The sequence below is a fragment of the Amycolatopsis sp. cg5 genome (assembly GCF_041346955.1).
GTDB lineage: Bacteria > Actinomycetota > Actinomycetes > Mycobacteriales > Pseudonocardiaceae > Amycolatopsis.
Genome location: NZ_CP166849.1, coordinates 8,098,143 through 8,111,238, shown reverse-complemented (window position 1 = coordinate 8,111,238; position 13,096 = coordinate 8,098,143). Strand labels below are relative to the sequence as shown.

Annotated in this window: 9 protein-coding genes; 3 read left to right on the top strand and 6 right to left on the bottom strand. The window is 67.6% G+C overall.

Translation table 11 applies throughout. The features are described 5' to 3' along the window. Positions 1–38 precede the first annotated feature (38 nt). The 4 genes from AB5J62_RS36595 to AB5J62_RS36580 all read right to left on the bottom strand — a co-directional run bounded on the left by AB5J62_RS36595 (position 39) and on the right by AB5J62_RS36580 (position 5,664). Positions 39–548: a protein-tyrosine phosphatase family protein gene (locus tag AB5J62_RS36595; RefSeq protein ID WP_370944613.1), complete on the bottom strand. Its 510-nt coding sequence runs from the start codon at positions 546–548 to the stop codon at positions 39–41. A gap of 8 nt (positions 549–556) precedes the next feature. Next, positions 557–1,249, bottom strand: coding sequence for an aspartate/glutamate racemase family protein (locus AB5J62_RS36590; RefSeq protein ID WP_370944612.1), 693 nt, complete (start codon positions 1,247–1,249; stop codon positions 557–559). A gap of 305 nt (positions 1,250–1,554) precedes the next feature. Then, positions 1,555–4,392 (bottom strand): lectin, encoded by a 2,838-nt coding sequence (locus AB5J62_RS36585; protein ID WP_370944610.1) that lies wholly within the window; start codon positions 4,390–4,392, stop codon positions 1,555–1,557. 201 nt (positions 4,393–4,593) lie between these two features. Continuing rightward, complete coding sequence (locus AB5J62_RS36580; RefSeq protein WP_370944609.1) at positions 4,594–5,664, bottom strand: glycoside hydrolase family 75 protein; 1,071 nt, start codon at positions 5,662–5,664, stop codon at positions 4,594–4,596. Positions 5,665–5,835: 171 nt separating this feature from the next. Here AB5J62_RS36580 and AB5J62_RS36575 point away from each other — a divergent pair, with 171 nt between their 5' ends. Continuing rightward, a complete protein-coding gene (locus AB5J62_RS36575) occupies positions 5,836–7,167 on the top strand; it encodes an amidase family protein (RefSeq protein WP_370944607.1) in 1,332 nt (443 codons plus the stop codon). Positions 7,168–7,718: 551 nt separating this feature from the next. Here AB5J62_RS36575 and AB5J62_RS36570 read toward each other — a convergent pair. Further along, entirely contained in the window at positions 7,719–8,726 is a 1,008-nt protein-coding gene (locus tag AB5J62_RS36570) for a cell division protein DivIVA (protein ID WP_370944605.1), read from the bottom strand. 127 nt (positions 8,727–8,853) lie between these two features. Then, positions 8,854–10,848: an SDR family oxidoreductase gene (locus AB5J62_RS36565; protein WP_370944603.1), complete on the bottom strand. Its 1,995-nt coding sequence runs from the start codon at positions 10,846–10,848 to the stop codon at positions 8,854–8,856. Positions 10,849–11,267: 419 nt separating this feature from the next. On the opposite strand from AB5J62_RS36565, the gene AB5J62_RS36560 reads away from it, so the two are divergent. After that, entirely contained in the window at positions 11,268–12,113 is an 846-nt protein-coding gene (locus tag AB5J62_RS36560) for a Bax inhibitor-1/YccA family protein (protein WP_370944602.1), read from the top strand. A gap of 283 nt (positions 12,114–12,396) precedes the next feature. Further along, the gene (locus tag AB5J62_RS36555; RefSeq protein WP_370944601.1) at positions 12,397–13,035 is read left to right on the top strand and encodes a hypothetical protein; all 639 of its coding nucleotides are present in this window, start codon (positions 12,397–12,399) and stop codon (positions 13,033–13,035) included. Positions 13,036–13,096: the final 61 nt, after the last annotated feature.

Here is a 13,096-nt window from a genome sequence, read left to right as displayed (position 1 = left end):
TTGTTGACGCAGGACCAACAGGCCGACCAGGACACGCCCTAGACATCGGACGCGTGGCCCGGCTCGATCTCCCCGCCGTCATCGAGCCGGGTCGCGAACCAGCCGATCCACCGCCGTTGCCCCGGGGTTTCGACCGCGCGCGGCCGGTAGTGCTCCCGCGTCCACGCCAGCGCCTCGTCTCCCGGGCAGCCGGCGAGCACGGCCATACAGGCGATGACCGTGCCGGTCCGGCCGGTCCCGCCGACGCACGCCACCTCGACCTGCTCGCCCGCCCGCGCGCGTGCGTAGGCGCGGCCGATCTCCGCGAACGCCGTGGCGTTGTCACGCGGAACGCGGAAATCCGGCCAGTCGAGCCAGGTCGACGGCCAGCCGGGACGCCAGGCCTGGCGGCTCCGCAGGCTGAACCGCCTGGGCGCGTCCGGATCGCGGCCCAGGTACAAGCCGTAGTCGGGCAACGGGCCCGATGGAAACTCTTCGCGGCGCCCCCGGCCGCGGATCAGTGTGCCGTCCGGGAGCGCGATCGCGCCGGTGAGTGTCATGTCCCCCATGCTTTCGTTCATTCTTCGAGTGCGAAGGCCACCGCCGCCTCGGCGTGCAGCCGGGTGGTCGGGAAGACCGGAACCGGGCTGTCTTCGGCGGAGACGAGCAGCTCGATCTCGGTGCAGCCGAGGATCACGCCTTCGGCGCCGCCGGCGACCAGTCTGCCGATGATCTCCCGATAACCCTCGCGTGAGTCTTCCCGGACGACGCCGAGGCAGAGTTCTTCGTAGATTACGCGGTGCACGAAAGCGCGATCTCGCGCGTCCGGGACGAGCATGGTCAACCCGTGCCGCGCGAGCCGGTCCCGGTAGAAGTCCTGCTCCATCGTGAACGCGGTGCCGAGCAGCCCGACCGTGGCGAGCTTCGCCGCGGTCACCGCCCGCGCCGTGGCGTCGGCGAGATGCAGGAACGGGACGTCGATCGCGGCCTCGACGGCACCGGCCACCTTGTGCATCGTGTTCGTGCACAACAGAACCACGTCGGCGCCCGCCTTTTCGAGCCCGCGCGCGGCGTCGGCGAGAAGTTCGCCCGCCTCGTCCCAGCGTGCTTCGGCCTGGAGCCGTTCGATCTCCGCGAAGTCGAGTGACGTCAGCACGCAGCGCGCCGAGTGCAGCCCGCCGAGCCGGTCGCGCACCAGCTCGTTGAGCAGCCGGTAGTACTCCGCGCTGCTCTCCCAGCTCATCCCGCCCAGCAACCCGATCATCCGCATCGGGCCAGGATAGGTCGTGAGTGTTCCGGCCGGTTCTATTTGAGCGGTAGGTCCGAGGTGGCGTGGTCGAGGAGTCGGCGAGCATGGGCCAACGGAGTTGCTTGTGGGCCGTCAGGTGTCCCCAAAGCAACTCCGTCAGACCTGCGGCCGCTGATTCTCAGCAAGTCGCACTCACGCCCATCACGCCACGTTTGGGTTTCCGCCCAAATAGAACCGGCCGTACCACTCACGACCCCACGCCGAGCCGACGATCACGCCACCTTTGCGTTTCCCTCAAATAACCGGCCGGAACACTCACGACCCCGTTAGGGCAGGGTCCAGTTCTGGGCGTTGGTGCCGTTGCAGTCGTAGATCTGCAGCTGCGTGCCCTGCGTGGTGCTCGACCCCGGATCATCGAGGCAGCGCCCGGATTGCGGGTTCCGCAACGCGCCGCCGTCGCTCTCCCAGACCTGCGCGCCGGTGCCGTTGCAGTCCCACAGCTGCACCTTCGTGCCGTTGGCGGTGCCGGAATTCGAGACGTCCATGCACTTGCCCAGCACCTGCAGTGTGCTGCCCGCGACCGTCCACAGTTGAGCGTTCGTGCCGTTGCAGGCCCAGATCTGGATCTTGGTCCCGTTGGCCGTGCCGGAGTTGTTGTCGTCGGCGCACAGGTCCGGCGACACCCCGGACACGATCGGCCCGACCCCCGCGCTCGTCCCGACCCGCCAGCCGAATGACGTGAAGCCCGACGCGCCCGTCCCGTCCGCCGCGGTGACCACCGCGCTGAACCGGCCAGCGGCGGAAGTGGTCCCCGAAATCAGTCCGGATGAGCTGATCGTCAGCCCGGCGGGCAGCCCGGTCGCACTGAAGGTCAACGTCTGGCCCGGCGCCGAATCCTTCGCGGCGATCTGGAGATCGACCGACGCGCCGACGTCCGAAACCTGGTCGCCAGGACTCGTCACCGTCACGACATTGCTACTGCCGCCGTACGAAGGCGGAGCCGCCGACGGCGCGCTCGCCCACGAGGTGTTGGCCGCCGTGCCCAGGTTGAACGTCATCGTGCCGCCGCCGCTGATCGCCCCCTTGGGGAGATAGGCGTTGTTCCACGCGGCGCCGTTCCAGCTCGCGCTCTGCACGTACGGCGCGGTGGTGGCGGCCGACGGCGCGTTGATCGTCAGCGTGTTGCCGGTCGGCAGGGTGAGAACGGCCTGTGTGAACAGCGGGCTGCCCAGCGCGAGGTCTGCGGTGCCCGGCGTCTCCGGATACATGCCGAGCGCGGAGAACACGTACCAGGCGCTCATCTCGCCGAGATCGTCGTTGCCGGCGAGCCCGCCGGGTGTGTCGGTCCAGATCTGGTTCTGGATCTTCCGCACGATCTGCTGGGTCTTGTACGGCTGGCCGACGTAGTCGTACTCCCACGGCAGGTACAGGCTCGGCTCGTTGCCCATGTCGGACCGGCTGCCGCCGGCGCCGTCGAACGAGGTCAGCACACTGTCCAAATAGGAGATCATCGCCGCGTTGCCGCCCTTGGCCGCGGCCAGTCCCGCGACGTTGAACGGGACCATCCCGGTGTACTGCCAGGATGAGCCTTCCACGAAGTTGCTGCCACTGCTGGGATTGAACCCGGCCGCCCACGCTCCATTGAGGAGCCTGGGCTGCATGAAACCGCTGGCCGGGTTGAACGTGTTGCGCCAGTTCTGCGCCTTGGTGGCGAACTTGTTCTGGTTCGCCGTGTCGCCGAGCGCGCCCGCGAACGCGGACAACGCGAAGTCCGCGCTGTCGTATTCGAGCTGCGTGGCGACGGGACCGTAGAAGTTGCAGCAGCCGTAGGAACCGTTGCTGGGCAAGTAACCATGGCTGGTCAGGTAATTCAGCCCCGGCCGGATGTTGTTGGTGGTGCCGGCTTCCTTGACCATCGCGGTGAGCGCGGCGGTGGTGTCGAAGTCACGCGCGCCGAACGCGTGATAGCTCGCGATGATCGCGGTGCCCGGATCGCCGACCATGACATAGCTTTCGCCGTTGTTCTGCGCCCATTTCGGGAGCATGCCGCTGTGCGCGTAGTCGTTGACCATGGACTGCGCGGCGTCGCTGGACTCGTGTGGCGCGACGAGCGCGGAAAGCTGCGCCTGCGTCCGGTAAGTGTCCCAGCCGGAGAAGTTGGCGTACTGCGCGTGTCCACTGGGGACGGTGTGGAGCTGTTTGTCGAAGCCGACGTACTGGCCGTTGGTGTCGGAGAAGACGTTGGGATGCAGCAACGCGTGATACAGCGCGGTGTAGAAGACGCGTTGCTGGGCGGCGGTCCCGCCGGTGATCTGGATCCGGCCGAGCAGCCCGTTCCACGCGGTGTGGGTGGCCTGGCGGGTCGCGGCGAAGTTCCAGCCAGGGTTCTCGGCGACCCGGTTCGCGACCGCGTTCGCCTTGGAGACATAGGAAACGCCGACCTTGGCCTGCACGACCTGATTGGCCGTGGTGTTGAAGGTGACGTACCCCGCGTTCGGGCCCGCGGTGCTGCCGCTGGAGGTGAACGGCTGATCGAAGACCATGTCGAAGTAGACGGTGTAGGTGTTGGCCGCACCGCAGAAATGCCCCGAAGTGACCGAACCGGACACTTCGGTGTTGCTCACGACCTGCCAGTTGGTCCCGAAGGTGCCGTTCTGGCTGCCGTTGAGCTTGAAGATCAGGTTGGCGTTCGCGGTCGAGGGGAAGGTGAACCGGCCCATTCCGGACCGGGTCGTCGCCGTCAGCTCGGTCTTGATGCCGGTGTTCAGGCCGACCGAGTAGTACCCGGCGTCGGCGGATTCGGCGCTGTGCGCGAAACCGGCGGTCGCGCCGGTGTTGATCGCCCCGGTGGTCGGCATGATCGGGACGTCCCCGTTCGCACCGCAGCCAGGGCCGGACATATGGGTCAAACTGAACCCGGTGATGGTCGAGTCCTGGTAGTCGTACCCGCCGCCGTCGGGACGGCTCGGCGTGTCCGGGCTCCACTGGACCATGCCGAACGGCGCGTCGGCGCCGGGGAAGTCGTCGGCGTAGTTCGTGGTGCCGATGAAGGGATTCACCACGGACGCCGGATCGGTCACGGCGGCGGCGTTCGCCGTGGCGGGGTTGAGGATGCCGGTGACGAGAACCGCCACGGCGAGTGTGCGCGACAGGGATGAGGCCATTTCGTCCGCCCTTCACCTCCGGTGGGGTGAACCAGGGGAATCCCTGTGGCACAAGGGAGTCAAGGTGCTCCGGGTAAGCCTGTCGGCTTTCGGACAACGATGTCATGCCAACGGGGGAGATCGAACGATGTGATGGGGCGAAAGGACTCAGGGATAAAGCGGGCTTTACTCCGCGGAGTAAAGCCCGCTTTATCCCGACGGTCAGTTGTTGTTGATGAAGGTGCGCGCCAGCTGTTCGCCGGTCGTGGTCGCCTTCGCGTGGTTTTCGATGGGGGAGATCTTGGAGTTCTTGAAGTAGATGTAGGTGACGCCGGAGTCGGTGCCGCCGTTGCTGGGGTCGGGGTTGATGCCCAGCGCCTTGGCCGTGGCGTACGAGGCCTCGCCGATGATCGAACTCGGCCCGGTGTCGCCGACCACGGCGTAGAGCACCTGGTTGTTGTAGATCACCGCGACGACACCGCCGCCCTGGATGCCGAATTTGGTGTAGTCCCAGGTGCTGCTGGAGCTGGGCACGACCACGTACGGCAGCGTCGCCGCGTTCAGCGGCTTGCCGTCGGACTGGTGGAACGCGGTGTCCGGCTGGAAGCAGCAGTCGGTGTTCTCGTTGCACTGCGAGGTGCGCTGGCCGTCGCAGTCGATGTCCATGTCGGCCTTGTAGAACACGGCGCCGTTCTTGCCGCACACCGGGATCGTCTTGCCGGTCTCACTGTCCGTTTTGTACAGACCGCTGGAGATCTGGCTGCAGGAGGTCACCTTCGCGAGCAGTTCGGCGGCGGTCGGCGCGCCGGTGCCCGGTGGGCCGGGATCGCCGGCGTCGGTGACGGTGAGCTCGTCGACGTTCGGGCCGCCGTTGGCCGTGGTGGCGGTGGCCCGCACGGTGTGCGTGCCCGCGGTGAGCGTGGCGGTGACGGTCGCAGTGGTCCAGGTCGTCCAGGCGCCGGTGCCCGCGAAGGACGGGGTCGCGGCGGTGGCGCCGTCGATCGCGATCGTCATCGGACGGCTGGTCGTGGTCCCGTTCGCGTACCGGAGCACGAGTGAGGTGCTGCCTGCCGGGACGGTGATCGACCACTGGACGGACGAGCCGGTCACGTTGTCGTAGTTGACGAATCCGGTGCCGGTGAAGCCGGCGTGGTTGGCCTCGACGACGCCTTGGGTGATGGTGGCGTTCTCGGCCTGGTAGGTGGTCGTCGCCGCGGTCGCGGGTGCCGTGGGCAGCACGAGATAACTGACGGCAATCGCGATCGCCATGGCGGCGACCCGGAATCTGCGCATATCAGCCTCCGTCGGTTAGGAAACTTTACTAACGAAGAGAAACGGTAGGTTCGGGTCACGCTGTGCGTCAATACCGCACCGATGATCCTTTGTGGAACCGGATTTCTTGGACAATTCAGGGCACGGGTGACCTGTCTTCCCCGCGCGGCCGTTTCGTAGTTAGCTGCGATCATGGCGTTGACGGCAGTGGAGCTCGCGGAAGCGGTGCGTGCGAAGGAAATCGACCCGGTTCAGGTCACCAAGGAGGCACTGGCGCGGATAGCGGCGGCGGACGGCCTGGTCGGCGCGTTCCGGAAAGTGCGGGCCGCTGAAGCTCTCGCCGAAGCGGAATTGCTCGCTCAGCGGGACGATATGGCCGATTTGCCGCTGGCCGGGGTGCCGGTCGCGGTCAAGGACGTTTCCGAAATAGGCGGCGAATACGTCGAATGGGGCTCGGCGGCGGGCGGCCGCGAGCCGATGCCCGCCGACGACGTGATCGTCCGCCGCCTGCGTCGCGCAGGCGCCGTGATCGTCGGCATCGCGCGCGTGCCCGAGCTGTGTATCTGGCCGTTCAGCGACACCGCCGACGGCGTCGCTCGCAACCCCTGGGACCCCTCGCGCACCTCGGGCGGCTCGTCGGGCGGCAGCGCGGCCGCGGTGGCGGCGGGCCTGGTCCCGATCGCGCACGGCAGCGACGGCCTCGGCTCGATCCGCCTGCCCGCGGCGATGTGCGGCCTCGTCGGCGTCAAACCCGGCTACGGCGTGATCTCCACCCCCGGCGACGCGGGCTGGTTCGGCATGTCCACCCACGGCCCGCTCGCCACCACGGTCGCCGACGCGGCGCTGCTGCTCTCGGTGCTCGCCGACGACCCGTCACTGGCCGAGGTCAAGCCGCCCCGCGACCTCCGGATCGCTTTGTCGACGCGGGTTCCGCTGACCAGGGCCCCGGTCCCGCGTCAGCTCACCGCACCGGTCGACGAGATCGGCAAGCTGCTCTCGGCCGCGGGCCACACCGTCGAACACGCCACCCCGCGCTACGGCGTCGCGGCCGTCGGCGGCATCCTCGCCCGCTGGTTCGCCGGCCCGCAGCTGCAAGCCCACGACTTCCACCCGGCTCGCCTGCAACCACGCACGCGCACCCATCTGCGGTTCGGGCGCGCGATGGTCCGCGCGGGCCGCATCCGCGAAGAGACCAAGTTCAACTGGCTCACCCGCGCGGAGGAGTTCTTCGCCGACCACGACATCCTGGTCACCCCGTCGCTGGCGACCCTCCCGCCTCGCGCCGGCCGCTGGCACGAACGCTCCTGGCTCGCCAACGCGATCCCGGCGATGCGCGTCGCGCCCTTCGCGGGACTGTGGAACCTGGCAGGCTACCCGGCGATGTCCGTCCCGGCGGGCCGCCACTCCTCTGGCTTGCCGCTCGGCGTGCAACTCGTGGCCGCACCCGGCGGCGAAGCGCGTCTGCTCGGCATCGCCGCGCAGATCGAGTCCCGCAAACCCTGGCCCAGGACCAAGGAGTCGTGAGTGTTGCCGACGGTTATTGAGCGGAAGGCCAATGTGGCGTCTTGCGCTCGGGCGCGGCTGAACCACACAAAGGCCACCCTTGTAACGCTGAGCGTGACATGGGCCCCCTTCGTCACGTCTCAGACTCCAGCAAAACCGCGCGAATAGGACATAGCGGACCACCACATTTCGCGTCTGGCGTCCATGGTGGACACGAAATCGGGTGTAGTTCACCAGCGAGACGACGTGAACGCCTCGTTCGCAACGTTCAACGTCGCGAACGAGGCGTTCACGCCATCCCACCTGGCGCAGCGACCACACGTGGCGGGCGAGTCATGGGGGTCGTGAGTGGTACGGCCGGTTCTAACCGGTCTAACCACTCACGACCCCTTGCCCTCGCCTGGCCAGATCGTGAACGAGGGGTTCCCCCGCTGCACCCAACGCAGCAGGGGAACCCCTCGTTCAGCCACTCACGGCACGTCCGGGCCTCGCGACGTGACCTCGTCAGCCAGACCGACGCACGCCATATTTGCCCTTCCCCTCAATAGAACCGTCGGCAACACTCACGACGCTCAGGCCTTGGCGGGCTCGGGCGCGGGCTTGTGGCCGTTCGCCTTGGGCTCCGGGGACGGCTTCGGCTTGGCGGGCGCCGGTTTGACCGGCTCGGCGCCGACCAGCTTCGAGGCGGCCGCGATCGTCGACTCTTCCTTCAGCGGCTGCAGCGTCGCTTCGCTCTGCTTGAGGACCTCGTCGGCTTCGCGCAGGCTCGCGCGGGCCTTCTCACGGAGTTCCGCGAGACGCTCGACCTTGCGGGCGGCCGCGTTCGTGGTCTGGGCGGCCGAGGTGGTCGCCTCGTCGACGCGCCGCTTGGCTTCCGCGGTGGCTTCGTCGACGCGGCGCTTCGCTTCGGCCGTCGCCTCCGCGATCCGGCGCTCCGCCTGGTTCTTGCTCGCCGTGCTCTGGTCGGCGATGTGCTTTTCGAGCGCGGCGCGCTGGGCCGCCATCGAGGCCTCGAACTCGGTCTCGATCTTGCGGCGCTTCGTCTCGGCGGCCTTGTCGAGCTCTTCGCGGCGCTGGGCCGCTTCGAGGGTGACCTTCTTGACCTCGGCGCGGGTGCTGGTGAGCGCGGCCTCGTGCTCGCTGTGGAGCGCGTCGGCGTGCACCTCGAGCGCCTCGACCAGCTTGGTGTAGCGGTCTCGGAGCTTGGTCGAGGCCTCCGTCGACTCGGCCCAGGTCTTCTCCGCCGCCGACTGCGCGCGAGTAGTGATCTCGTCGGCTCGCGCGTGCGCGAGCTGCACGGTGCGCTGCATGCGCTCGTCGAGATCCTCGAGCCGCTCCGGCGGCTTCATGAGCTCTTCGATGCGGGAAGTCGCCTTGGCCAATTCACGTCTGGCGTTTTCCAGCTCGCGCGACAAAGTGCTCGCCTGCGCCATCGCGGCATCCCGATCGGTGACGATCCGCCGCAGATGCGCTTCGAGATGATCCAGGTACTGACGGACCTCGTTCCGGTCGAATCCTTGCCACGCGTGTGCGTATTCGCGGCGTAGCGGAAGCAGGCCGTTGTCGCGCTCGGAAACCATGGCGACGACGGTACCTGCGCACCCGCTGTTATCGGCCACAGGCATGGGTAAATAGGACCCGGTTTTCACCCGCTCCAGTAAGCCGTCGCCTGTTCGGCCGCATCTTCATCGCTCTGTGTTACTTAGATCACCAGTGGAAGCCGCGGCTCAGCCTGGCGAGTGCCTGCGCCGCCTTGGACAGGTGCATTTCGCCACGCCCGATCTTCAGCCCGCCGCTGCCGCCCGCCGCCGCGGAGTCGGGGAAGATGCGGAAACCCTGATACGCCACCGCATCCGTGAGACCCGGCGTCAGCGTGTACGCGAGACCGATGGCCTGGCCCGCCGGCGTGCCGATGTGCTTCGGGCGCTCCTTGAGCGCCTTGAGCACCATGTCCGCCGCCTGGTCCGGCGACTTCGTCGGGAACGCGTCGTAGATCTTGGTCGGCCGGATCATCGGCGTGCGCACGAGTGGCATGTGGATCGTGGTGAACGTGATCCCGTCGCCGTGCGTTTCGGTCGCCGCGATCCGCGAGAAGTAGTCGAGCGCGGCTTTCGAGGCGGCGTATGCGGAAAAGCGCGGCGCGATGCCCTGCACGCCGATCGACGACACGTTCACGATGTGCCCGAACTTGCGCTCGGACATATGCGGCAGCACCGCCAGAATGAGGCGGACCGCGCCGAAGTAGTTGATGGCCATCGCGCGCTCGTAGTCGTGGAAACGGTCGTAGGAAAGCTTGATCGACCGGCGGATCGAGCGGCCCGCGTTGTTCACCAGCATGTCGATCCGGCCGTGCTCGGCGAGCATGGCGTCGACCGCCTTGTGCACCGACTCCTCGTCGGTCAGGTCGGCCGGGTAGACCGAAGCGTGCCCGCCCGCGGCGATGATCTCGTCGCGCACCTCTTCCAGCTCGTGCTGGCGGCGGGCGACGAGCAGCGGAATGCCGCCTTCCGCGGCGACCTTCAGCGCGGTCGCGCGGCCGATGCCGGACGACGCGCCGGTGATGATCACGCGGCGCCCGTCGAGCTCACCGCGCGGGCCGTGCTTGCGCGCGCGGAACGGGTCGAGGTGCTCACGCCAGTAGCGCCACAGCGTCGCGGCGTAGTCGTCGATGCGCGGGACCTCGACGTCCGTGCCCGCCAGCGCCTTGCGCGTCGCGCTCGACGAGAACACCGACGGGAACGACATGGTCTCCAGCAGCACCGGCGGGATGCCGAGGCGCTCGAGCACGGCGTCGCGCGCGATCGTGAAGCCGGGGATGTGCTCGCTCAGCTTCACCAGCGAGACGATGCCCTTGGAGACGCCCTCGTTGAGCTGGCCGCTGATCGTCGGCGCGCCCGCGGCCTTCGCGAAGGCGTTGTAGACGGACACGACCGGCTGCGGCTCCGGGTTGACCAGGTGGAACGTGCGGCCGTCGAGACCGTCTTTGTTCACCAGCGCCAGCAGTGCCTTGGCCACGTAGTCGACCGGGACGACGTTCGTGTCGCCGAGATCCGGCCCGACCAGCGGCACGTTCGGCAGCGACGCGAGCCTGCTGATCGCGGGGAAGAGGTAGTAGGGGCCGTCGATCTTGTCCATCTCGCCGGACTGCGAGTTCCCGAGCACGATCGCCGGGCGGTAGACCCGCCACGGCACCTCGTGCTGCTCGCGGACGAGCTTCTCGGCCTCGAACTTCGTGCGGTGGTACGGGGTGACCAGGCGCTGCCCGACGTCGAAGGCGTCCTCGGAGTACATGCCCTCGTGGTCACCGGCGACGGCGACGGACGAGATGTGGTGCAGCACGCCCGCGCGCAGGTCGGCGGCGAGGTCGATGACGTGCTGGGTGCCCTCGACGTTGGCCTTGACGCTGGTCTCGTCGTCGGCCTCGATGTCGTAGAGGGCGGCGAGGTGGACGATGTGGTCGACGTTGCCGCGCAGGTCCTCACGGGCGTCGTCGCTCACGCCGAGCATCGGCTCGTTGAGGTCGCCGACGACGAGCCGGACGCGCTCGGGGTGCGGCCACTGGTTCGTCAGCTTGGTCAGTTTGTCCTGAGAGGACGCCCTGACGACGAGCGAGACCTGGTCGACGTCTTCGCGGGCGAGCAGCAGCTGGGTGAAGTGGCGCCCGATCAGTCCGGTCGCGCCGGTCACCAGATAAGTCGCCATGTCGCTTCGCCTTCCGCCGCTGCCCAGGTCCTGAGGCGTGTCTCTTGGATGTCGCCCGCGATAGCCGAGCCCAGATGACCCCTGGCGGCACCGCGGGATCACCCGAGTACAACCCGGTACGAGGGAGATCCCACGGCACCGCCAGGGGCCATCTGGATCTCGACTCTCATCGGACGACATCCAAGAGACACGCCTAGGGCATTCTGCTGCATACGGACCAGCGTGACCACACCGCTACGGGGTTAAGTTACTCACGGGTTTACCAGTAGGGGTCATGATCGGCGCTGTCGCCGAGGACATACGGTGTCTTCGGGACGGGCGGTGTCCGATATGAGTAAAGTCGTCTTTACTCGACGGGAACTGCGGGGCCCTCCCCTTCGTTGTCCCGATGCAGGTGCCAGGAGATCCAGGAGGATCAGGTGCGTTCCACAAGCAATCCGGCGTTCCGCAACTTGCCGCGAGGCAACGTGGGGTACGGCCAATACGGGCCCAACACGGGCTTCAATCAGCCAGAGGGCGGCTTCCCCGGCTATGCCCAGGCCCCGACCGACCGCGGTGACGACCGGCCGATGACGGTCGACGACGTCGTCGTCAAGACCGGCCTCAGCCTCGGCCTCGCGCTGATCGTCGGCGCCATCACGGCCATCTGGGCGCAGACCCAGCTGGTCACCAACGCCTTCGGCAAGGTGACCGGCTTCTCCGGCGCGCTCATCGGCGCGCTGATCGGCGGCCTCGTCGTCGGACTCGTGCTCTCGCTCATCATCTCGTTCGGCCAGAAGGCGAGCGGCCCGCTGACGCTGGCCTACTCCGCGGCCGAAGGCGTGTTCCTCGGCGCGCTCTCCGGCGTGTTCGAGTTCTTCATGCCCGGCATCGCGCTGCAGGCGCTGCTCGGCACCGCGGGCGTGTTCGTCGCGATGCTGGTCGTCTACAAGACCGGCGCCATCAAGGTCACGCCCAAGCTGACCAAGTGGATCATCGGCGCCGTCGCCGGTGTCGTCATCCTCATGCTGATGAACCTCGTGCTCGGCCTGTTCGGCGTGAACATGGGCCTGCGCGACGGCGGCACCCTGGCGATCGTCTTCAGCCTGGTCGTCATCGGCATCGCCGCGTTCTGCTTCCTGCTCGACTTCGACATGGCCGACAAGATGATCCGCGAGGGTCTCCCGGCCAAGTGGGCCTGGTACGCCGCCTTCGGCCTCATGACCACCCTGGTCTGGCTCTACCTCGAGATCCTCCGTCTGTTGTCCTACCTGAACAACGACTGATCTCCCACGCACGCGCGAAGCCCCGCCGGGTCCCACCCGGCGGGGCTTTCGCGTACCAGGGGTCGTGAGTGGTACGGCCGGTTCTAACCGGTCTAAACACTCACGACCCCTTTTCAGGGTGGGTCGAAAGGTCAAGGTGGGGTTGAGCCTTTGTGGACGGTGCGTGACCGGGTGTGCGTCGCCCGTATGAGTTTCGCCTCAAGGAGTGGCCCGCGCGGGCATGATCCGCTACGCCGTGTTCAATATCGCTCGTCAAACACTTCTTTAACTTCGTGAGGTCATTGTGAGCGTTCCTCCTCCGCCGGCGCCGGGTCAGCAGCCGGTGGGTCAGCCGGGTCCCTACGGCCCGCCCCCGGGTGGGGCGCCTGTCCAGTTCGGGGAGCCGGCGCAGCCGCCCAAGAAGCGGCGGCTGTTCCTGAAGATCGGCCTGCCGATCATCATCGTGCTCGTGCTGGGCGCGGTCGGCATCGCGGTCGTCGCCTTCCAGGCGCTCAAGGACACGCCGTTCCTCGCACAGGCGGGTGACTGCATGAACATCTCGGAGTTCAAGCAGATCGACTCCAGCAACATGCCGCACAAGCTCGACTGCGGTGACCCGGCCGCCAACGTCAAGGTGGCCGTCCGCCTCGACAGCAGCACCGCGCAGTGCCCCGCGCAGGGCTACGAGGAGCTGACGCTGCTCAAGCCGTCGGCGAAGCTGTGCATGATCATCAACGTCAAGACCGGTGACTGTGTCGCGAACTTCGGCACCGGCGACAAGGGCTACAAGAAGGTCGCCTGCACCGACCCCACCGCCGAGGTGGAGTTCGTGAAGGTCGAGCCCGCCGTCAACGAAAACGTCTGCGAAGGCACGGAAGGCGACAAGTTCGTCACCTACCCGACCCCGCCGACTTCGCTGTGCTGGAAAGCCGCGACCAAGTAAGACCGCCACGGAAAGCGGGCGCTCGCGGGCGCCCGCTTTTTCGTGCGCAAGCCGTCCCAGC